We start from the raw sequence: 21,665 nt of genomic DNA, 5'->3' as shown, positions 1-21,665 counted from the left end.
CTCCGCTGAAACGGTCGGTCGTGCAGGCGCGCATTGGCGCACCGAAATGGCACAGAGTAGTGATCAGGGTTTGCCTTGTGCGGCAATACGCGACACTATGAAGGAAGTACACCCGTAAAGACAGGGTAGGCCGGAAGCTTCCAATCATGCATGGTACGAAGCATGGGACCACAGCACGTCCGGCAGGTTGCCCTCAGATTAGGACACTTCAGGACCATGACCGCCATGACGACGCTTCCTGCGACACTGGCAATGTCGGGCAAGATTCCAGGCATTGACCTGCACATGCATTCGAAGGCATCAGACGGGGCGCTTTCGCCCACCGAACTGATGCACCTCTGCCTTGAGCGCGGCCTGGGTCGCGTGGCGCTTACCGATCACGATACCGTCAACGGTGTCGCGGAAGCCCGTCAGGCGGCGGATGAACTGGGGATCGGGCTGCTGCCCGCGGCAGAACTTTCCACCCAGTGGACCAATATCGGCGTGCACGTCGTGGCGATGATGCCTGAAGGCGAGCAGTCCATCATTCAAGACGAACACAACCCGCTGCGCCAGATGCTCGATACGTTGTGGGAAGCGCGCAGCACGCGCGCCTACACGATCGCTGAACGTCTTGAGCGCAAAGGGCTAACCAATGCGCTGGAACGTGCGCGTGCCTGTGCTGGCGGGCGTTTGGCCATTGGCCGACCGCATTTCGCCGCGGCACTGGTCGAGGCGGGCATGGTCGATGATATCAAAATGGCGTTCAAACGCTATTTGGGTGCGGGCAAGGTCGGTGACGTGCGCCTGCACTGGCCGGAGTTCAGTGACGTTGTACGTGCGATCGTAGCCGGGGGGGGCATTGCCGTGTTGGCGCATCCGCTACGCTACGAACTGACGCGCCGCCGTCTAGTGTTACTGCTGGATGAGTTTATGGCCGCTGGCGGTGAAGCCGTCGAACTGTGCAACGGCCATCAGAACGATGACAGCACGCGTGATCTTGCGCGCCTGCTTGAGGAGCGCCAGCTGTACGCTTCCGTCGGCAGCGATTTCCACAAACCCGGTGGTCCGCTGGCTCCTGGTACATTTAGTCCGCTGCCGCGCTGCCGTGTTGCACCGATTTGGACGCATCCACGCCTCGTGCCTTGGATCGACGCCACTGAGGCATCGACGCAGCGTATTATCACGCAGCGACAGGCGCTGGAAGCGTCCTATGCTGCCAATCAACACGATTCAACCAAGGAAGGTGACGCATGAGCCTATTCCTACAGATTCATCCTGAAACGCCCCAGGGCCGCCTGATCGACCAAGCCGTTGACGTGCTGCGTAAAGGTGGCGTCATTATCTACCCAACCGATTCTGGCTACGCGCTGGGTGGGCGTCTGGGCGAGAAGAAGGTGGTCGAGCGCATCCGTCGCCTGCGCGAACTGGACGATCGTCACCCCATGACGCTGATCTGCGCCGATCTATCCGAAATCGGTACCTATGCCCATGTCGACAACAGCATCTTCCGCGTGCTGAAGGCTCATACCCCAGGACCATACACGTTTATTCTCGAAGCGACCAACGAAGTGCCGCGTCAGCTGCTGCATCCTAAGCGCCGTGCCATCGGTGTGCGTGTACCGGACAATGCCATCACGCGTGCACTGTCCGCGGCGCTGGGCGAGCCACTGATGAGCGTCACGCTGATTCCGGCCGGTGAAGAGGATCCGTTGACCGATCCCGAAGAGATTCGCGAACAGTATGAGCGTCAGGTGGATGCGATCATTGACGGCGGTGCCGGCGATCACCAGCCGACCTCTGTCATTGACCTGCGTGAGTTGCCTTTTGTGATTTTGCGCCGTGGTAAGGGTGATGTGTCGCCGTTCGAATGACGTTTGGTAGTGCATAGACGGCATGGCCCCGGCACGAGCGATCGTACCGGGGCCATGTGCATGCAGCGAAAGGATCAGGCAGCGGTGAAGTGCTGCATCAGGCGTAGACAGTGCTGTCCGAATGCCTGATCAAGAGCGTCTGCCCCGCGTCTGCGCAGTGTGTCGGCCAGTGCATGCGTGGTTGCATTGAGAGGCTGTGGCAGGCGTGCCGATAGCTCGGCCAGTAACGTGGCCGCCGTGGCATAGCCTTCCGGCATGAAACCATCCGTGGCAGCATCCAGCGCATCAATGGCGCGGTCGAACAGCACGGTGTCGTTCGACGCCGTATGATGGGGAGCGTGGTAGCCCTCGCTGAGTGCTACGGCGCGCTGGGCTTTGCTCGCATTGGCCGGACGCAGTGCGATGTGTTGGCTCAGCGTACGTGCCAGCGACCACAGTGCTTCGGTATCACCGTGCTTTAGTTCAAGCTCAAGTTCGCGGATGGGCAGCGTATGATGGCCGGAATGGATCATGCCCTGATCAAGTGCCGCTTCGATGTGACTGCCATCGTCCAGCGTCAGTTGCCATGCCTGGCGTACGAAATCCGTGGTGTACACCGGCGCAAGCTGTTCAACCACCTCCAACGATGCCAGACAGGCCAGTTCCGGATAATGCTGCGCTTCCTGCTGAGCCAGACGCACGAGTGCATGGGTATCCAGCTGATCGCTGTCCAGTGTCCATTCCCACTCACCGCGGCGATGTAGGCCACCGGAGCCTTGGCCTGCCGTCTTAACGGTCTGCACGATCGTATCGCCGAAGCGGCGGATACGCAGCGCCATGCGGGCCGCTTCCAGATCACGGCTGGGCGTGTCGAAGTATTGATTGCGCATGTCCAGACGTTCGACAGCGCTCTTGCTCAATGGCGATAGGGTAGGCAGGATGGCAACCGCATCGGCATCTAGAGCCAGTTTGAGTTCGAGTTCTATAGGTGAAGGCATATAGCGAACCGCCTTGTAGCAGCAGATAGAGAGGCCGCCAAGCATCCGCCTGACGACAAGCCTTGAGCAACGGCGCTCGAAGGCAATGGCGGCCAGTGTAGCGTCTCGCGCGTGGCAAGTCACAGTCTGGTCGGCACTGTCCGCTGCGCAGAAAGGCGGACAATGCCGTGCCGCTAGGCTACAGCGAGCGACGTACCGAACGTGTGCGAGGCAATCGCGTATCGCATGATGTGGCGATAACGTAGCGAATAGACGTAGCGAATAAAAAAGGACACGGGCCGAACGGGCATCCACTCGGCCAGTAACGATGACTGTATCGGGACAGATAAAAGTGAAAACGACCTTCCTTTCCAATGAATTCAGAGGCAGCGCTCCTTATATTGATGCCCACCGTGGCTGTACGTTCGTCATTCATGTCGAAGGTGAGGCGTTTGAGTCCCCCTGTGAGGCCTTGATTCAGGATCTGGCCCTGCTACATACGCTGGGAGTCAAGCTGGTATTGGTATTTGGCTGCAAGCCTCAGGCACAGGCAGCGTTGGCACGTTCTGAGCACCCGCTGCAGCTGCTCCGTGGCCGCTGGATCGTCGATCAGGATGGTATGGCGGTGATTGCCGCCCAGACCCAACAGCTGCGAATGATGATTGAAGCCCGCTTTTCCGTAGGGTTGCCCAATACGCCGCTGCACGGTCTCGATATCGTTACCGTAAGTGGTAACTTCGTCATGGCACGACCGTTCGGCGTGCGTGATGGCGTCGACGGCCTCTATGCCGGTGATGTGCGCCACGTGCGCAGCGATGCCATCAGCGAACTGCTGGCGCGCGATATGCTGGTGATCATCCCGCCTATCGGCTATTCCAGTACGGGAGAACTGTTCGATCTCGATTCGACCGAAGTGGCCAGCCAAGTGGCCATTGCCATGCAGGCCGACAAGCTGATCCTGCTGGGGCAGCACGATGGCGTTCGCAGCGAAGACGGTGCGTTGCAGCACCAGATGGAGCCGGAACAGGCTCGCCAGCTCAGCGCTGTCAGCATGCCCGAATCACTGCACCATCAGTTGGAAGCGGCCTGTCTTGCCGCACGCAAAGGCGTCAAGCGTACCCATATCCTGAACTGGAACGATCGAGATGCGCTGCTGGGCGAGCTGTTCACCCGCGATGGGATGGGCACCATGATCACCCAAGAGCGCTATGAACAGTTGCGTATTGCCACCAGCGCTGACATTGCCGGTCTGATGGAATTGCTGCGGCCGCTCGAAGAGCGCCAGATACTGGTGCCGCGTTCGCGTGAACGTCTCGAACAGCAGATTGGTGACTATACGGTCATCGACCGCGACGGAATGACCATCGGCTGCGCTGCTTTGCACAGCTATGCTCAGGAAGGCTGCGGCGAACTTGCCTGCGTGGCCGTGCATGAAGGGTATCGTGATGGCGAGCGCGGTACGCGCCTGCTGGAGGCTATTGAGCAGCGCGCGCGCAAGCAGGGACTTCGACAGCTATTTGCACTCACCACACACACGGCACACTGGTTCCTTGAGCATGGATTTTTACCTGCTGGCATAGATCAGCTGCCGGAAGCGCGTCGTTCAGCTTACAATACGCAGCGTAACTCAAAGGTATTGATAAAACCTTTGGTGTGACCCTAGCCTCATGTGCGTTCGGAGCGGCATGAGAACCCTCTTTGCCATGCGCGAACTGATCGCTACTTTATTTCTGACGAGATGCAACACGATGATCAAGGCTTCTGCACCCATTGATATCTTCAGGTCGCGCTCGCTGCTAAGGCTGGTCCTGCTCGGGTTCGGTGTCACCATGCTGCCGATCATCGTGCTGATCTATCAGGCCGGGCAGGCCTTGTCGGAACTGTCCGAACTGGCAGACAGCAGCGCGCGCCAAGCAGTGGAAGATACGCGGCGAGCGCAGGCGATGATGACGTACGCGACGGAGATGGAGCGCAGTGCTCGCCAATATGCCGTGCTTGAGGATGCCAATATTCTGGCGGCCTACCGTGAGCGCGTCGACCGTTTCAGCGACCTGCTGGAACAGCAGGCTGTGCGTTTGGATACCCCGGAAGTGATCGGCACGTTGCGCAGCCAGCTGGACGGACTGCGTCGTTTCCCTGATGGCAGTGGCAGCGCTGAAAACGGCCGCTCCGATGCCGTGCCTGCGCGCAGTATTCGCGAAGCGCCGTCTTATCGTCAGCGCGTGAGGGCACAGCTGGCCCAGTTTGGGCCGTTTTCGGAGAGCGTTGACACGCAGATGCTGGTGACGCGTGACCGTGTCGATACCCGCATTGATCATATCCGTGAGCGTGCACGCGTTATCTACGCCGACCTGATGCTCAAGCTGGCGCTGCTGGTATCGCTGAGCCTGGTGGCCATCATCTTCTTCAGCTGGAAGATCACTCACCCGATCCGGCAGCTCGAACAGCGCATTCTGTCGCTGGGCGGTGGTCAGCGTGAAGAACACCCGCCGATCGAAGGTCCGGCCGAGCTGGTACGGCTTGGCGAGCGACTGGATTGGCTGGGTGAACGGCTCGACGATCTGGAAGCGCAGAAACAGCGTTTCCTGCGTCACATGTCCCACGAGCTGAAGACGCCGCTGGCCGCGATCCGCGAAGGCACGGGGTTGTTGGCCGACGGCATGGCCGGACCGCTGGGCAAGCGTCAGCGCGAAATCATCCTGCTCATCGACGAGAGCAGTGCGGAGCTGCAGACTTTGATCGAGCAGTTGCTCGATTATAATGTATTGCAACATAATCGAAGCATCACGCTATCGCGTTTCGATGTCGTCACACTGATACATGAAGTGCTGAGCAAGCATCGATTGGCGTTTGAAAGCAAAGGCATGCACGTCGAAGTGCCACGCCAACCCGTCTACTGGGAAGCGGATCGCGTGCGCACGGGCCGCATCATCGACAACCTCGTTTCTAATACCATTGCCTATGGCGAAGATAACGGTTTTCTGTGGATGCGCGCATGGTGCACTGATGAACACCTGATCGTCGAGGTGGCCAACAGTGGCGAAAAGATCAGTGCCCAGGATCAAGCGCATCTGTTCGAACCGTTCTATCAGGGACAGACGCGCCGAAGTGGGCCATTGAAGGGGTCTGGCATCGGATTGTCCATTGCAGCCGAAAGCGCTCACCTGCAGAACGGTCGGTTGGAACTGGTCGAAGATGCCGATGAGGATGTCTGTTTCCGACTGTCATTGCCGCGTCCTCACGGCAGCACCTCCGCATGATGGCATCACGAACAAAAGGCAGGAATGGAATGCAGCGATGTCTGTTGAAGACGATCTGGCGGCTCTCGGCGAAGAGGGTGGGGGCGGCATCGTGATGACACGGGTGGCGTATTCTTTTCTTAGCCCTGCTTACTTACGCTGGGAAGTCACGACGTTATGAGACGAAGCACCTGGAAGCTTGCCGTCATTCTCCTCATGTCGTCTCTGGCAGGATGCCAGTCGACAGGCATGTCCTTGAATTCCTGTGCTTTGCACAGTGTTCCTAACCTAGAATCCTCCTCCTGTATGCTGCCCGAGTGGCTGGCGTTTTCTCAGCAGGCGCGTGTGGCGACCCCCGAGTGGCGGCGGCGCGTGGCGGAACGTATGACCACTAGTTCGCCACGCTCGGTGATGGTACGGGCCACAATGTACGCTTGGGATACCAACCCCGCTCGCTGGCGTGAAGCGCAGCGCATGTACTCTTCCGTTATGCCCTCGCTGCCGCGCGAACTGGTGATGTTGGTGCAACAATGGCAGCACGAGATTGATCTGCGCCTGAAGTTGCAACAGCAGAGTACGCCGGTGGCCGAACCTTCTCACAGCAGTTCATCGAAAGCACAGCGCATTGATACGCTCGAACGGCAGAATGCCGAGTTGCAGCGCAAGCTGGATGAGCTGGCTCATATCGAAGCTGTAATGAGCGGGCGACCGGTAGGCGCCACTCGCTAGCCGTAACGTATGGCACGGCAATAGCGGTGGATTCGAGAGTGAGCTACGTCGTTGTGGGTGGCGGCGTTGACGGTATATGCAGCGCCTAATATAGAGGCAGCCGTCAGGGCATGAGGTCAGACCTTATGCCTTGAACTGCTGCTCCTCGACCTTGACGTGCAGCGTACCGTTGTCCAGCTCGACGTCGAGTGTTTGGCCAATGCTGACTTCTTCGACTTGTGTGATGACCTGCTGACCGCTGCGCACGACGGCATAGCCGCGCTTGAGGGTTTGTAGCGGGCTTACGCCATCCAATCGGTGCATCAAGAACGCCAGCCGTTGCTGATAGCGTGCCAATCCTTGGTGTTGAGCGCGCTGCAAGCGGTTGTGCAGTGTGTCGAGCTGCTGCTGAAGCGGCAGCAGTGTCAGCTGTGCCCGTTGACGCTCGAAGCGTTCATAAAGGTGCTGCCAGCGCTGCTGATAATGATGGAAGCGCTGGTGCTGAGCTTGTATCAGGCGTTGGCGCAGGGTCATCAAACGCTGGCGCTGCTCATCCAGTAGCGCTTGAGGGTGGCGCAGACGTGCTTGTAAAAGGGACAACTGTTGGCGGGCCTCACCTAAGCGGGCCGTCTGGGCGTGCCAAAGTCGATGGGTCAGTGCTTCGAGCCGTTGGCGCTGGTGGCGCAGATAATCGCTTGGATCGCGCAGACGCAAGGATAGGTGGTCGATGCGCTGACGAGCCGTATGCAGAATATGATGCTGTGCATTGAGCAGGCGGTGAGCTAACTGGACCAGTCGGCGGCGCGTGTCGCGCTGGTCGGGCGTCAAGCGTTCAGCGGCTGCCGACGGTGTCGGCGCTGCCGCATCTGCCGCTAGGTCGGCGATGGTCGAATCGATCTCGTGGCCGATGGCGGACAGCACCGGAATGCGTGAGGCATGCAGGGCACGGGCAATACGTTCATCGTTGAAGACGTTAAGGTCTTCGAAACTCCCGCCGCCACGCGTTAGCAATAGTGCATCGAAGCGTCCATCACGATTGGCTGCCTGTAGGGCACTGACGATAGCGTCGGGGGCCTGCTGACCCTGCACCGGTACGGGTAACAGGCTGACTTGGATACCCGGCCAGCGCGCGGCCAATACCGCCATTACATCCTTGATCGCCGCGCCTGTCGGAGACGTGATCAGTCCCAGATGACGGGGGGGATAAGGCAGCGGCTGCGATTTAGCAAACAACCCTTCCTCGTTCAGACGCTGACGCAGCGCTTCCAAGGCTTGCAGCAAGGCACCGTGTCCCACAGCTCGTACCGCCTCCACGATCAGCTGGTAGTCCCCACGCGGCTCATAGAGTGAAATTTGCGCGCGTACCTGCACCTGCGCGCCTTCACGCAGTGGTGCCGCCACAAAGCGAGCCTGCTGGCGGAACAGCGCACAGCGTACCTGAGCGTGAGCATCCTTGAGCGTGAAATAGGCGTGCCCCGAAGAGGGCTGCGAAAGCGACGATATCTCACCCTCTATCCAACAATAGGGCAAGTGGCGCTCCAGCAATAGCCGCGCCGAGCGGTTCAGTTCAGAGACCGAAAGCGCCTGCTCTGGCGCTGAGCCAGGTTCAGCGGGAGCCGTAGAGGAGGGAGGAAAACTCATGGTGACGATACCCCAGCAGATTCTTCCGGAGCGGCACCTATAGGCAGGGTATACCGCAGACCACTCTATCTTAACAGGGGGAGCGGTCATCCACGATATAGCACATAAAAGATTGTCGTATTCCGAGTGATCGGTTAGAATGCCGCATCAATTTTCATACGCCGATGCCTGATTATGATCGACCTGAATATGCTCTTGGCAACGCCCCCGCAGGCTCCACAGCGAGTCAGGGATTCGGGCGGCCCAGCATTACAGTGTCGAATGGCTGAATGGATGATCGGCAGCGAAGAATTCCGCGAGTCGGTCGCTTTACGGGAACGTTCCTTCCCCTGAAGCGACCGGCTCGCTTGGTTTTGATGCACCGTTGATCACTGCTGCGTCGCGTAGTGGCCAGATCAATGGGGCTTTCGTTCATTTCAAACACGGGACTCATGCCATGCTCCGCATTGCCCAAGAAGCGCTTACCTTTGACGACGTTCTTCTTATCCCCGGCTATTCCGATGTACTGCCGAAGGATGTTCAGCTCAGCACTCGCCTGACGCGCAAGCTGACGATCAACGTTCCGCTGCTGTCTTCCGCGATGGATACCGTTACCGAATCTCGCCTGGCCATCGGCATGGCGCAGGAAGGTGGTATCGGCATCATCCACAAGAACATGACCATCGAACAGCAGGCCCATGAAGTTCGCAAGGTCAAGAAATTCGAAACGGTCGTCGTCAAAGAGCCCGTCACTGTGACATCTTCTATGTCGCTGGGTGAACTGGCCGAGCTGGCCGCTGAGTCTGGTTTCTCCGGCTTCCCCGTTCTGGACGATGGCAAGCTGGCCGGTATCGTGACTAGCCGCGACATGCGCTTCAAGCGTGACCTGAGCACTCGCGTTGCTGATGTTATGACCACGCGTGAAAAACTGGTCACCGTACCGGAAGGCACGCCGCTGGAAGAGATCAAACAGAAGCTGCAGGAACACCGCATCGAGAAGATCCTCGTTGTCAACGGTGAAGAGCTGGTCGGCATGGTCACCGTGCGCGATATCAAAAAAGCACGTAACTACCCGAACGCTGCAAAAGATGCTGATGGTCGCCTGCTGGTCGGTGCCGCTGTCGGTACGGGTGCTGAAACGCCGGATCGCGTTGATGCGCTGGTCAAAGCGGGCGTTGACGTCATCGTCGTCGATACCGCTCACGGTCACTCCCGTGGCGTTATCGAACGTGTTCGCTGGGTAAAAGAAACCTATCCTGACGTTCAGGTTATCGGCGGTAACATCGCAACGGCAGCCGCTGCTCGCGCACTGGTTGAAGCTGGCGCGGACGCCGTCAAAGTGGGTATCGGCCCGGGTTCTATCTGCACCACGCGTATCGTTGCGGGTGTCGGTGTGCCGCAGATCAGCGCCGTTGCCGACATCGCTGAAGCACTGAAAGACTCCGGCGTACCGGTTATCGCTGACGGCGGTGTCCGTTTCTCTGGTGATATCGCCAAAGTCATCGTTGCTGGCGCCAACAGCGTCATGGTCGGTGGCCTGCTGGCCGGTACTGAAGAAGCACCGGGTGAGATCGAACTGTACCAAGGCCGTACCTATAAAGCGTACCGCGGTATGGGTTCCATGGGGGCCATGTCCCAGTCTCACGGTTCTAGCGACCGTTACTTCCAAGACAAAGACGCCGGCGTTGAAAAACTGGTACCGGAAGGTATCGAAGGCCGCGTTGCGTACAAAGGTGCTATGTCTGCCATCATTCACCAGCTGATGGGTGGTCTGCGCGCTTCCATGGGGTATACCGGTTGCCGCACCATCGACGAAATGCGCACCAAGCCCGAGTTCGTACGCATCACCAGTGCTGGCTTCGCGGAATCCCACGTCCACGACGTGCAGATCACCAAAGAAGCACCGAACTACCACATCAGCTGATCCCTTCCCGATAGAGAAGCGATACAGTGTCAGCAGTGAGAGGGCGTTCCTCTCACTGCTCTTCAAGCGTTCATGACATCGCGAGCTCATGCTCCTTTAGCCATAAAAGCGGACGGTCTTTTCCATGCACGACATCCACGCCCACAAAATCCTGATCCTTGATTTCGGGTCGCAGTACACACAGCTGATCGCACGTCGCGTGCGTGAAATCGGCGTGTTCTGCGAAATCCACCCGTTTGATATGAGCGAAGACGAGATTCGTGCATTCAATCCTAACGGGATCATTCTTTCCGGTAGCCCGGAATCCGTTCATGCCGACAACTCGCCGCGCATTCCTGACTGCGTATTCGAGCTGGGCCTGCCGGTATTCGGTATCTGCTACGGCATGCAGGCAATGGCCGAGCAGCTGGGCGGCAAGACGATCGGCTCCGACAAGCATGAATTCGGCTACGCACAGGTGCGTGTCGACGTCGAAGATCGCCTTTTCGCAGGCCTGCAAGACGCTGTCGATGCCAACGGCAAGCCGCTGCTGGATGTGTGGATGAGCCACGGTGATAAGGTCGGTACCGCGCCTGCGCAGTTCAGCGTAACGGCGTCTACCGATACTTGCCCGATCGCCGCCATGTCATGGGCTGAAAAAGATTTCTATGGCGTGCAGTTCCACCCGGAAGTCACGCACTCCATCAAAGGCCAAGAGCTGCTCCAGCGCTTCGTTGTCGATATCTGTGGCTGCGAATGCCTGTGGACACCGGCACGCATCATCGACGACCAAGTAGATCGCGTACGCGAACTGGTCGGCAAGCGCAAGGTACTGCTGGCGCTCTCTGGCGGTGTCGACTCTTCTGTTGTTGCAGCGCTGCTGCACAAAGCCATTGGCGACCAGCTGACCTGCGTGTTCGTGGACAACGGTCTGCTGCGCAAAAATGAAGGCGATCAGGTCATGAAGACCTTCGCCGACAACATGGGTGTTAAGGTCATCCGTGTCGATGCCGAAGACCTGTTCCTCGGTAAGCTGGCGGGCATTACTGACCCCGAAGCTAAGCGCAAGATCATCGGTAATTCCTTCATCGACATCTTTGATGAAGAAGCGGCTAAGCTGACCGAAGTCGAGTTCCTTGCACAGGGCACGATCTACCCCGACGTCGTTGAGTCTGCCGATACCAAGACGGGTAAAGCGCACGTCATCAAGTCCCACCACAACGTGGGCGGCCTGCCGGAAACCATGAAGCTCAAACTGGTTGAGCCTCTGCGCGAACTGTTCAAGGACGAAGTACGTAAGATCGGCCTCGAACTGGGTCTGCCGCACAGCATGGTCTACCGTCATCCGTTCCCGGGCCCGGGCCTTGGCGTACGTATCCTCGGCGAAGTGAAGAAAGAGTACGCCGACATCCTGCGCGAAGCTGACGCTATCTTCATGGAAGAGCTGCGCAACTCCGGCTGGTACGACAAGACCAGTCAGGCTTTTGCCGTCTTCCTGCCGGTCAAGTCCGTCGGTGTTGTCGGCGATGCACGCCGCTACGAATGGGTTGTTGCACTGCGCGCTGTCGAAACCATCGACTTTATGACCGCACGCTGGGCACACCTCCCGTATGAGCTGCTGGAGAAGGTTTCCAACCGCATCATCAACGAGATCAGCGGCATTTCCCGCGTGACGTATGATGTGTCGAGCAAGCCGCCGGCAACGATCGAGTGGGAATGATTTGTTGTCTGACATAGATAGGCACTAAGTAGCACGAAAATACCTAAAAGCCCGCATAACTGCGGGCTTTTTTGTTTTCCGAATACCTTCGTTTGAACGTGTTTCTAGAGATATCTCAAATAGGTGCAGGTGCCGCTATGGGGGGCAGCAATGACAACGGGCAACATGGTCACTGGCGGTGTGGCAATGGCAAGTAAGACCATCATGGGGGCCGCTGTAGGAAAGGAGTAGCGCTTCAGCCATACAGGCTGTATTTCAGAAAGCGTCGGCTAGTATAAGCAAAGGCAGTAATATGCCGAGCATGGAGCCGAAGGAAACGGGGCAGTCTGGCCAATTCGATGGCAATAGTTTGGGTGGCGCTCCGAGCAACGACGAAGCGGCCTCATCCGCGAATTGTGACACAAATAACAACGAAAGCAGGAGCTAGAGCAATGATGACACCGTATATGGTCGCGCTCGCAGCATTGGATGAACGCCAAGAGGAAGTGCAGGTGTTTGTTTCGCCTTTGGGCGATCAATCGACCGAGGTTGATGCAGAGGCTGAGACAGCGGCTTTTGTAGCACGCCCAGACTCTGTGCGAGAGGCCGAAATCAAACCGGTGATAATTAAAGCCAAGAGTGGCAGCAATAAGCGGTCGGCATTCGCTAAAGCGGCGGGGCTGTACCTTTAAGTGCACCGGGCGGGCCCAAAACACCCCCGGCACTTTCACTTAACACCCCACTGGAGGGGTGAAACGCAATATAATATATAGTAGCGAATCAGGGCAAGCAGTTCATCAGGCAGCAGCTATACTTACCTCTATGGAGTACATCAGCCAAGAAGAGGCGCGGAGCCTTGGACCATTGGCTGAAGCTGTCGCTAACGCTTTCATGGTGGTGTACTACCAAGCCGGAACGGGCCGTGCGACTAGGGTAGATTTTCATAAAGCTATGAAAGTGTTACGTCAAGAATGTGGCTAATAACGTTTTGAGTAAATGCGAAGAAGGTGAAGAGAAGCGGCCAGTGGCCGCCTCTCTTCATTTGGCCATTCTCGGTAACCTATAGGGCATCAATTTATTAACACTCCTTGGGCGGCAGCGGAGAAGCTCAGTAGGCTTCTGCGTCGGCCTGATTGGCCAGCATATTAATCAAGGCCAACAGTTCGGCTCATGTCGATATTTACCATAACCTGGCTATGCTTAATTAGTTATAAGCCACGGTATCAGAGCGTGTTCGGTTAATTCCAGCGATTTCACTAGGCGGTCATCAATGACCGATTTAAAAAACATTTGCGGCAGCATTGGCTGTTCATGTCGCGGCAGAGGCTACGCTTGGGCTGATGGCTCGTAAGGAGAGCGGCATGCAGGAACAATTCACCTGTGCAAAATTCTGGCGCTGTGCGCTCCAAGTCAACCCTGTCAGCTACAACAGCTCATATAGAGGAAAAGATCACGGTTTAGATGAGGTTACGTATAACCAGGCACTACTTGATAAGTGTCTTGAATTGGGCGTCGATGTAGTTGGGGTGGCAGATCACGGCTGTGTGAGCAGTATCGATGCCATGCGTGAGGTAATTCAGCCGCATGGTATCGTGGTGTTTCCCGGCTTCGAAATAGCCTCAAATGACAAAACCCACTATGTTTGCCTGTTTTCGGAAGAGACTACGGGACAACAGCTTGAACGGTATCTTGGTAATCTTGACCTACTTGATCCGGCGGATGGTGTTCGTCCCTCTCGGTTGAGTTCCGAGCAGTTAATTGAGAGGGTCGATCAGCTTGGTGGCTTCATCTACGCTGCACACTGTACATCTGATAGCGGGCTTTTAAAGAATCGGCTCCACCATGTGTGGACGCTGCCCAAGCTACGCTCGGCCCAGATTCCGGGGCCGGTAGATGACTTGGCAGGAGTGGAAAACGATTTCTACCGTAAGGTGCTGCTGAACAAAAACGATGATTATCACCGCGAGCGGCCAATAGCTGTTATCAATGCCAAAGATGTTGCCAAGCCGGAAGACTTGGAGCAACCGGGAGCCACTTGCCTCATCAAGATGACGCGGCCCAACTTTGCAGCGTTCAAGGTAGCCTTCCTTGACCCAGGGTCACGCATCCGTTTGAACTCGCAGCAGGCCGAAAGTCCGATTGGCAAGGTGCTCCGCATGACCGTCACGGGTGGCTACCTGGATGGCGTCCGCGTGGACTTCTCCGATCACCTCAACACCGTTATCGGCGGTCGAGGGACAGGTAAATCAACCTTGCTCGAATGTCTGCGCTACGCCTTGAACTTTCTACCTAAAGGCCAGCAAGCCTTGAAGCTCCATCAGGAGATCATCAAGGAGAACCTTGGCCGCGCGGCGGGCCGATTGGAGCTGGTGGTGATGTCGTCAGCTCAGAACGGTAAGCAGTACACAGTCTCTCGGCGTTATGGCGAATCTCCGATTGTTCGTGACTTGGACGGCAACGTTTCCACTCTTCTCCCGAGAGACCTATTACCCGGCATCGACATTTATGGGCAGAACGAAATTTACGAGCTGGCTCAGGATGAAACCAGCCGCTTGCAGTTGCTGGATTGCTTCCTTCCACAGGACGGAGACTATGAGACGAAGAGCACTGATGTTCACCGGCGCTTGATTGAGAACCAGCGAAAGCTCGCGAAGTCCTTTTCCGACCTCGATGATGTTAAGGCGCAGGTGGATCGCCTGCCGAAGTTGGAAGAGCAACTACGTGGGTTTGAAGGACTGGGCATCAAGGAGAAGCTGGCCAAGACCTCGCTGCTCGCCAGAGAACGGGAGATTGCCAATACTGCCACAAAGAGCGCGCAGTCTTTGCGGGACGCCCTTGCCGATTTTTTTGACCGCTTGCCCGACCTCGACTTTATCAATGATGAAGCCCTCGAAGGGCTACCTGATGCAGCCCAACTGATTGCGGTGCGTACGATGCTGGAGGTGGTCTGCCAAGGCTTCATGGGCCATCTGGCAGCCATGACGGCTTTGTTGGACAAGGCGTCAGGTCAGCTCACTGCTCAGCAAGATGCTTGGCAACAGGCCATCCAAGGGCATGAAGCTGAACTGGAGAAGGCGCTTCGGGCGCTTCCTTCGGCAGCGGGTAAAAGTGGGCAAGAAGTTGGTGCTGCTTATCAAAGGGTTATGGGCGAAATTGAGCACATCAAGCCAATGAAAATAGAGCTGTCAACGCACGAGGGCCAAGGCAATACTTTGAAGCAAGAGCGGCGCAACCTATTGGGCGAGCTGTCAGATCTACGAGGGCAGCGCATTCAGGCCCTACAGAAGGCCGCAAAGCGCCTGAACAGGCGACTTAAAGGCAAGCTCAAGGTCGAGATCGTGCCGGAGGCTGATCGCTCTCCGCTGCTGAACTTCCTGCTGGAGTGCAGCCTAGAAGGTGTTAAGGAAAAGAGATTGGCATGGATCAAAGAAGCTGAGACGATCAGCCCATTGTCGTTAGCTCAGTCGATCCAGAATGGTTCGGCTGATGTTCAACGGGACTGGGATGTCACTCAGATGGTGGCTGAGGCGCTGACCAAGCTCCAACCATCACAGCTCATGGAGCTAGAGGCACTGGAGTTGGATCATCGAGTAGACATTTCCCTGAACGTCGCTCACGGTCAGGCTGACCCAGTTTTCCGCCCGTTGAGCAAACTATCGACTGGGCAGCAATGCACGGCGATATTGCACATGCTCCTTCTGGAGAACGTCGATCCGTTGATCATGGATCAACCTGAGGACAACCTAGACAACGCCTTTATAGCGGAACGAATCGTCACCGAGTTGAGGGGTGCTAAGACCAGTCGACAGTTTCTGTTTGCGACGCACAACGCGAACATCCCCGTGTTTGGCGACGCTGAGTGGATTGGCGTCTTTACCACGGCTGATAATCAGGGCTGCCTTGAGCTAGAGACACAAGGGTCGATTGACGTGCCGGTGATTCGGGATCAAGTTGCTAGCATTCTGGAAGGAGGGCGCGATGCCTTCATCCAGCGCAAGGAAAAGTATGAATTCTGAGATGCGGCGTCAGCGGATTGCACGAGGGTTGGAGTGCAACATAAGAACCAGCATTTTGGTGGTGACAGCCCCGCATACGGATATGTGAAAGTTTACTATGTGAATGTCAGTCTATCCGCAGTTAATGATTAATGGGCACGCTGTAATAGTGCATACGATCAGCAAAGAGGACTGCACTAAATAAAAGACAGACTACACAGCGAGACCGTGGCTGAGCTATTCCACGCTGATCCAGCCGAGTTGGACATTCTGTTGCGGCAGGTGATCACGACCTCGGAAGGTGATACCAAGTCGGATGACGCCGATACTGGACGCACTCCACCTCTTTGATTTGAATATGGTATTTTTAATGGGTTAGTATGTTTTATCTTACTTAAGATGCTGTTTTGTATTATTGTTTTTATGTGGTTTATAATTAAGTAGGAGTGGGTTTTTTTCTAACCATCTGATTCAAATAATATTTAACGTGCCATCGATGATGTTTTTTGCGTTATCAATGGCATTTTTTATGGCATTGAATCAGGTGTCACAAGCTGGGTAACGCTGATGCCAAGAGCATATCCAGTGACAGGCATGGTATTTGTTAGAAGCCTGCAAATTGGGGACAATTTGCGCTGTGTCCTGCTGCTCTGTGAGTGGAAGGCACTGGTTGTTCTGCAATGTTTGCTGCCCATCACCTCTGCAACATGAACGCCCGCTCTTTGTCAACGAGCAGTCTTTTAGTAAAAGTGATGAAGCAACCGCGTGAAGTCAAAAATCATCTAGAAAATGAATCGACGAGCCTTTCCTAGATGGCACAGGATTACGTCTCTCGAACTCTATCGGAGACAGACCATCCGCAGACGAATATCCACGAATGAGCCAATCCGAACCTGCGCAGCTTGAGGCAGGCATATTCAAACTTATCATGTTCCCAGCATAGTGCTCTCAGATTACAAAAAGGTCCGCCAGTTGTTTTGGTGGGCCTTTTTGTTTTGCATAGTGGCCTTCTGCTACTTGGGGCCGACCAGCTTTAGCACCAACTTTGCTTTGTTTTGCTCGAACGTGTAAATCGCGGCCAAAGGGACAGCGGTGACAATCACCCCTGACAGGACTGAGGAGACTGGCGAGTTAAATTTATTCAGTAATGGCACTGCGGCAATGCCTTGGCTAATAACCCGTTGAGCGTAAATGCCGGCAACAGCCGATGCCGCGCCCATAATCACGACTTGCAAGGCCGCCAACTTATCTGGCTCGTTGCTGGCAACGATACGGATTGCACGCACAATACTTAGGGTACTCTCACGAATCAGCGCAAAGACAAATGAAGGCATCTTCAATACCAAAGAAATGAGAATCTGAGGTATCACGCTCAAGGCGCCTGCTACGCCAGCCTCAATGCCCAGCGATTTCGCACGCGACCAAATTTGACGTTCTTCAAAACGCTTGGTGAGTTCAGCGCTCAGGCGATTCTTGCTGAGCTTCATCTCCTCAACAATTCCTTCTTCGGAGACAAACTTCATGCGTTTCAGTTCATTCATGAACACGTCAATGGTCTCCACCACAATCAGGCCTACGACTTGTTGTGCGGCCATGGTCGCACCAGTGAGGGCAACAGTAGTACCGATTTCTTTAACGGCTTGGATTTTTGCAGAGCGGATAAACTGCTTGCTATCTGCATAAATTTCATCGACCGCCTTTTTGTCGATGACATGCTCTTTACCTGATCCCTTGATTGTCACGATCAACTTACCGTCATCGGTAGGATGTGGCTTGGAATTCGCGGACAGCCAGTCATACAGGTCAGCCTCACCCTTTTGGCTGTTGATGCTTCGGTGCATGTACTTCAGATTACTGGGGTCGTTCACGACCTTACCCAACTGTTCATCGGTCAGGCCTATTTTCAATAGCAGAGAAGAGAAAACTTCTTTTCTTGAGGTGATGTGATCGACCGAGACAATAGTAGCCTTATCTCGTTCATAGACCAAAGGTTCATCCGGGTTGTAGTCATTCCGGAAAACCGTGCCGTTCGGCGTTTTATCAGAGGGCTTTGCATGGGAGTAGTCACCAAACGTGCGCTGTTTTTCGTGTCGATAGGTATCGTAGTCGTCAGTCAGCTTGTCATATTTAGCCGCACTTTTTTCATCTAGGATGCCTCCTAGCATAAAAGCAGTGATCGCTCGTCGAATTGATTCTTTGCGGCATTGCTCGTAGATGTCGTCCACTGAGCTCGCTGGGGTAGGTAGACGCTTTTTAACTTCGTTGACCATATCGAACGTGGTCTTATCCAGTTCTAGGGTATCGCGAAACATGCGGTTGAGCTTGCTTGCTGATTGTTTAGAAAATTTTATAGCGGCTTCTGTCGTTTCGTTCAGGTCGAAATTCTGTATGGCATCGACCGCGCTGTCTTTCATGTTCACAACGCCATCGCTCGCCTTGACGGCTTGACTTGCAAGATAGTCACGGGTGCCCGCATAGTCATGTTCCATGACTGCATCGATAGCCTTCGTTGTAGCATTACCCGCTTGGTACGCAATGTTTGATGCAGTCCGCTTAGCAGTTGCTTGCGCTTCTTGATAATCGAAGTCTTTGACCATTTGTGACGCGGCGGTTGCCGCCTCTGCGCCTTTGGCTGCAATTTCGCTTGCTGCGTCATCAAGCTTCTTTTTGGCAGCTGAAGCTGCATCTTTTAACTTGTCTGCGCTGAATTTATCGAAGAAACGCATGCTGCACCTATTCCATTATTTTACAATTTGAATCAAATGTAGCATAGGACGCTGGCAATTAGATCCTTATTAAAAAGGTGTTGTTGTATAGATCGTTGCCCTTCAATCGGTAAGCTTGCTGCATGAGTCAGCCCCACAAGCCCTGTTATCCAGCTACCAACTGGAAACAGTACAACGCAGCCCTTAAAGCTCGGGATTCTTTGACGGTCTGGCTAGACAAGCGCGTGTACTGGTTTACCGCGGCAAGCGGCAAACGCGGACGCAGTCCGAAGTTCTCTGATGCGGCTATCCAATTTTATTTGACACTCAAGAATTTGTTTGGCCTAGCACTGCGGCAGACCACGGTTTTTGTTGAGTCAGCGCTGCATTTGTTGGTTGATTCAACGGGAATAAGTTCCTGAGTGAAAGCGAGTGGAAATGCAAAAAGCATAGGTCTGAGCGTCGTCGGCAATGGCGCAAGCTGCACATTGGCATTGATTAAGACACTGCAGATTAGGGCTATCTGTGTGACGTTCAACAACGTTAGTGATGCAGTAGTGATGCCGGACTTGTGTGATGTCTCGCGCCTTTGAGCGCCAAGCCAACGAGCTGCAAATCAGAGGAGCCATATTGAATCGATTTACTGAGTTAGGCAGTCCTCAGACGGTAGCCGTGGCATAGCCACGGCCAAGGTTTGGGGTAACTCGCCTCAAGCTGGATTTATCTAACAGCGCTGTGTGAAGAGTTACTTTGGTGGTCGCAAAAGTGAGACTGCTGCTATCAAAGCGAGGTTTCTTTCCATAAAAAAGACCTGACATCAGGTCGAACTTACTTATCCAAGGCATAGATCTCTGGGCTATCGCAGAGTCAACTTAATGCTATTGCTTGGCAATTGAGCCAGAGGCTACGGAAGACGTTAGGCTTTTATACACCCGCTGCTTGGCTCGGAAATTCGGGCATTGATGCAAATTTTCGTTGTTGTTCAAATTGCGAGACGGGGTTCCATAAGGCGGTTGACGGTCCGCTACGATGCTGCTTATGCTCTGATGTGCTTTTTCTCTGTATAGTATTTTAATGGTATTTGATCGTGGATTTTTTGTAACCCGTTGTCTTATAATAATTATTTCTGTTTGTTTATCATTAGTAGGGGAATGATTTCCTGCTAAATATTATTTAGTAATAATTGCATCTAGGTCCGCGTAATTAACTAGCCCTACAAAGGAGGGCAGTTAAAAGTAGACTGGGTTGATAGGGCCTGAGTCCGACGCAGTATCGGGCTCAGGCTTTTTAACTTAGCCTTGATGAAGTAGTGATAGTCCCTTCAGTTGGAAGGGATAACAATTGAGATGGCTTAGGGCTTAGGGCTTAGGTGCGCGGACCTCCTCGAAAATCAGTTAAGGCTGGCACATAGCCGCTAGACAATCCCTTCCCGCGCATTAGCCGCGGTACGGGCAGTTTGAAACTGGTTTTCTGGCAAGCTTTGTTTCCTCCATGCCGGTGATACCACCCTACCCAGCGGTGTCGCATCCATGATGCGTAGCCAACGTCCTCGGCCATCATAAAAACACCCCGAAAATCGGACTCGCTCTGTCCAATTTTCGGGGCGCAGTTTAGAAGACGAACTTAATATAATGCTAGAATTTCCCACCCATTTCTTTGAATGATCTTGTTACTTCTTTATCAATGTTTCTACAAGTTTTTGACAAGCCCTTTGGGCAATTTTTATTTGCTAGTTCATGTATTTTAATCAGATCATTTCCGTCAACGGTGGAATCTATTTTGCTTAAAACAAATTTTTCAAATTTTTTATTGTTGTTAGATTTTAAGGCTAATTCATCCAATGTATCCCATTTGTTTGCTAATATTTTTGCAATAGAATCAGCTATACTTTCTCCAAAATAACCTGTTGAATAGCAGCCATATTTGCTGTATTTGTAATAATAATTGTAAATACTATTCCAGCCATTTAATTCATCTAACATTTTGTCAGCATATTCACTTTCAGTGACATTATTACACGGAATTTTTGAGGTGGCGTCAACTGATATTATTGACAGCAGAATTATTGCACTTGCTTTGAATATACTTTTCATTTTGCACCTTTATTTGAATGAATATTTTTTGGCAAGTTATTAAGGATGGTTATTGTTGTTAGTTCATCCTGTTGTATTAAATCATGAATAGTTTGCATCGCTTCATCTATTGTTCTGATACATCCTTCTGTCGCATGGATAGCCCCAGGTTGATATGGAGCATGTTTTCGCCCTGAATGCACACCAACACCGTCATGCCCTGGCACATAGAATCTAACGATACCGTATGGGCCAAACTTGCCATCAGAAGTGTCCCAATCAGGGTGATTCGGATGCATATGCGTAGAGGATTTATCTTGCATAATGTATGTTCGATCAGGAATATGTCGCATCTTCATTCGTGAATCAATGTGATTGTATGCTTCCCAGCTCCCAACATTTTCTTCTTTCGCATTGTATAGTGTAATAGTGTGTTGCATGCCATCAAATTCTAAACGTGACATCCTGTTCCCCCTTTCTTTTTACTCAAGTTATGTGCAGAAGCTAACAGCTTAATTCTGTTACATAATTGCTTCGTTGTCACCAGATAAAGACTCGAATCAATTCCAATTCAGGCTAAAAGAAAAATAGTTAAGGTCAGGAGTGGGTGTAGGAGGTGAAAATAGGGCGGTTGCTAGCTCTGAGTGCACCCTCTATATGCCTTTAACTTTAATAAGATCGCTTTCCCAATGACTAAGAATAATGGCGTTATAGACCTCGAGCAGATGGGTTTTGAACCATCAGGGTTGGCCTTGCGATTAACGCCTTCTGTCCGAGCCTTACGCTAGCTGCGTCTGTAGCGATGCAGTGAGTGAAAATTCATGGTGTAGCTGCTCAGGCAATGCACAGATGGCGTTGTAGAGAGCTTTCTTGCACTATGGGTGATCACGCAACGAGGAGATATTCGGGCATGCG

Annotated in this window: 15 protein-coding genes and 1 pseudogene; 11 read left to right on the top strand and 5 right to left on the bottom strand. The window is 54.0% G+C overall.

Translation table 11 applies throughout. The features are described from left to right. Nucleotides 1-225 precede the first annotated feature (225 nt). Complete coding sequence (locus tag ZBT109_RS08705; RefSeq protein ID WP_084261914.1) at nt 226-1,236, top strand: PHP domain-containing protein; 1,011 nt, start codon at nt 226-228, stop codon at nt 1,234-1,236. Further along, on the top strand, nt 1,233-1,853 hold the full coding sequence (locus ZBT109_RS08700; protein WP_027706026.1) for an L-threonylcarbamoyladenylate synthase: 621 nt from the start codon (nt 1,233-1,235) through the stop codon (nt 1,851-1,853). Before ZBT109_RS08705 ends, ZBT109_RS08700 begins: the two co-directional genes overlap by 4 nt. A 74-nt stretch (nt 1,854-1,927) precedes the next feature. Here the strand turns inward: ZBT109_RS08700 and ZBT109_RS08695 are convergent, their stop codons facing one another. Then, the gene (locus ZBT109_RS08695; RefSeq protein ID WP_027706025.1) at nt 1,928-2,830 is read right to left on the bottom strand and encodes a CYTH domain-containing protein; all 903 of its coding nucleotides are present in this window, start codon (nt 2,828-2,830) and stop codon (nt 1,928-1,930) included. Between the two features lie 331 nt (nt 2,831-3,161). Here ZBT109_RS08695 and argA point away from each other — a divergent pair, with 331 nt between their 5' ends. From argA to ZBT109_RS08680, 3 genes are all read left to right on the top strand, one after another. Beyond that, nucleotides 3,162-4,466: an amino-acid N-acetyltransferase gene (gene argA / locus ZBT109_RS08690; RefSeq protein ID WP_027706024.1), complete on the top strand. Its 1,305-nt coding sequence runs from the start codon at nt 3,162-3,164 to the stop codon at nt 4,464-4,466. A 91-nt stretch (nt 4,467-4,557) separates the two neighbouring features. Then, a complete protein-coding gene (locus ZBT109_RS08685) occupies nt 4,558-6,069 on the top strand; it encodes a sensor histidine kinase (RefSeq protein ID WP_027706023.1) in 1,512 nt (503 codons plus the stop codon). 228 nt (nt 6,070-6,297) lie between these two features. Next, the gene (locus ZBT109_RS08680; protein WP_156934052.1) at nt 6,298-6,777 is read left to right on the top strand and encodes a hypothetical protein; all 480 of its coding nucleotides are present in this window, start codon (nt 6,298-6,300) and stop codon (nt 6,775-6,777) included. A 123-nt stretch (nt 6,778-6,900) separates the two neighbouring features. Here the strand turns inward: ZBT109_RS08680 and xseA are convergent, their stop codons facing one another. Next, nucleotides 6,901-8,397 (bottom strand): exodeoxyribonuclease VII large subunit, encoded by a 1,497-nt coding sequence (gene xseA, locus ZBT109_RS08675; RefSeq protein WP_051524167.1) that lies wholly within the window; start codon nt 8,395-8,397, stop codon nt 6,901-6,903. 436 nt (nt 8,398-8,833) lie between these two features. Between xseA and guaB the strand changes: the two genes are divergently transcribed. The 5 genes from guaB (at nt 8,834) to ZBT109_RS08650 (ending at nt 15,994) form a co-directional block, all read left to right on the top strand. Further along, a complete protein-coding gene (gene guaB, locus ZBT109_RS08670; RefSeq protein WP_027706021.1) occupies nt 8,834-10,300 on the top strand; it encodes an IMP dehydrogenase in 1,467 nt (488 codons plus the stop codon). A 124-nt stretch (nt 10,301-10,424) separates the two neighbouring features. Beyond that, nucleotides 10,425-11,999: a glutamine-hydrolyzing GMP synthase gene (gene guaA, locus ZBT109_RS08665; RefSeq protein ID WP_027706020.1), complete on the top strand. Its 1,575-nt coding sequence runs from the start codon at nt 10,425-10,427 to the stop codon at nt 11,997-11,999. A gap of 431 nt (nt 12,000-12,430) precedes the next feature. Continuing rightward, the gene (locus tag ZBT109_RS08660; RefSeq protein ID WP_038279308.1) at nt 12,431-12,670 is read left to right on the top strand and encodes a hypothetical protein; all 240 of its coding nucleotides are present in this window, start codon (nt 12,431-12,433) and stop codon (nt 12,668-12,670) included. 58 nt (nt 12,671-12,728) lie between these two features. Then, on the top strand, nt 12,729-12,959 hold the full coding sequence (locus tag ZBT109_RS08655; protein ID WP_456300739.1) for a type I toxin-antitoxin system ptaRNA1 family toxin: 231 nt from the start codon (nt 12,729-12,731) through the stop codon (nt 12,957-12,959). Between the two features lie 380 nt (nt 12,960-13,339). Continuing rightward, nucleotides 13,340-15,994, top strand: coding sequence for a TrlF family AAA-like ATPase (locus ZBT109_RS08650; protein WP_027706018.1), 2,655 nt, complete (start codon nt 13,340-13,342; stop codon nt 15,992-15,994). A 992-nt stretch (nt 15,995-16,986) separates the two neighbouring features. Here ZBT109_RS08650 and ZBT109_RS08640 read toward each other — a convergent pair. After that, the gene (locus tag ZBT109_RS08640; protein ID WP_027706017.1) at nt 16,987-18,699 is read right to left on the bottom strand and encodes a hypothetical protein; all 1,713 of its coding nucleotides are present in this window, start codon (nt 18,697-18,699) and stop codon (nt 16,987-16,989) included. Nucleotides 18,700-18,821: 122 nt separating this feature from the next. Between ZBT109_RS08640 and ZBT109_RS08635 the strand changes: the two are divergent. After that, nucleotides 18,822-19,250 (top strand): annotated as a pseudogene (locus ZBT109_RS08635) (transposase); the annotation flags it as partial. Between the two features lie 1,062 nt (nt 19,251-20,312). Here ZBT109_RS08635 and ZBT109_RS08630 read toward each other — a convergent pair. Continuing rightward, the gene (locus ZBT109_RS08630; RefSeq protein ID WP_027706016.1) at nt 20,313-20,771 is read right to left on the bottom strand and encodes a hypothetical protein; all 459 of its coding nucleotides are present in this window, start codon (nt 20,769-20,771) and stop codon (nt 20,313-20,315) included. Beyond that, entirely contained in the window at nt 20,768-21,214 is a 447-nt protein-coding gene (locus ZBT109_RS08625; protein ID WP_120185357.1) for a L,D-transpeptidase family protein, read from the bottom strand. The genes ZBT109_RS08630 and ZBT109_RS08625 overlap by 4 nt, the downstream gene beginning before the upstream one ends. Nucleotides 21,215-21,665: the final 451 nt, after the last annotated feature.

The sequence above is a fragment of the Zymobacter palmae genome, assembly GCF_003610015.1.
Taxonomy (GTDB): Bacteria; Pseudomonadota; Gammaproteobacteria; order Pseudomonadales; family Halomonadaceae; genus Zymobacter; species Zymobacter palmae.
Note: the sequence above shows the minus strand (reverse complement) of the source record. Positions and strands in the feature narration are given on the sequence as shown.

Bases quoted from the DNA above. Each gene is read 5' to 3' on its own strand.
- ZBT109_RS08705 (WP_084261914.1), top strand. From the start codon at position 226: ATGACGACGCTTCCTGCGACACTGGCAATGTCGGGCAAGATTCCAGGC.
- ZBT109_RS08700 (WP_027706026.1), top strand. From the start codon at position 1,233: ATGAGCCTATTCCTACAGATTCATCCTGAAACGCCCCAGGGCCGCCTG.
- ZBT109_RS08695 (WP_027706025.1), bottom strand. From the start codon at position 2,830: ATGCCTTCACCTATAGAACTCGAACTCAAACTGGCTCTAGATGCCGAT.
- ZBT109_RS08685 (WP_027706023.1), top strand. From the start codon at position 4,558: ATGATCAAGGCTTCTGCACCCATTGATATCTTCAGGTCGCGCTCGCTG.
- ZBT109_RS08680 (WP_156934052.1), top strand. From the start codon at position 6,298: ATGTCCTTGAATTCCTGTGCTTTGCACAGTGTTCCTAACCTAGAATCC.
- xseA (WP_051524167.1), bottom strand. From the start codon at position 8,397: ATGAGTTTTCCTCCCTCCTCTACGGCTCCCGCTGAACCTGGCTCAGCG.
- guaB (WP_027706021.1), top strand. From the start codon at position 8,834: ATGCTCCGCATTGCCCAAGAAGCGCTTACCTTTGACGACGTTCTTCTT.
- guaA (WP_027706020.1), top strand. From the start codon at position 10,425: ATGCACGACATCCACGCCCACAAAATCCTGATCCTTGATTTCGGGTCG.
- ZBT109_RS08660 (WP_038279308.1), top strand. From the start codon at position 12,431: ATGATGACACCGTATATGGTCGCGCTCGCAGCATTGGATGAACGCCAA.
- ZBT109_RS08650 (WP_027706018.1), top strand. From the start codon at position 13,340: ATGCAGGAACAATTCACCTGTGCAAAATTCTGGCGCTGTGCGCTCCAA.
- ZBT109_RS08640 (WP_027706017.1), bottom strand. From the start codon at position 18,699: ATGCGTTTCTTCGATAAATTCAGCGCAGACAAGTTAAAAGATGCAGCT.
- ZBT109_RS08630 (WP_027706016.1), bottom strand. From the start codon at position 20,771: ATGAAAAGTATATTCAAAGCAAGTGCAATAATTCTGCTGTCAATAATA.
- ZBT109_RS08625 (WP_120185357.1), bottom strand. From the start codon at position 21,214: ATGTCACGTTTAGAATTTGATGGCATGCAACACACTATTACACTATAC.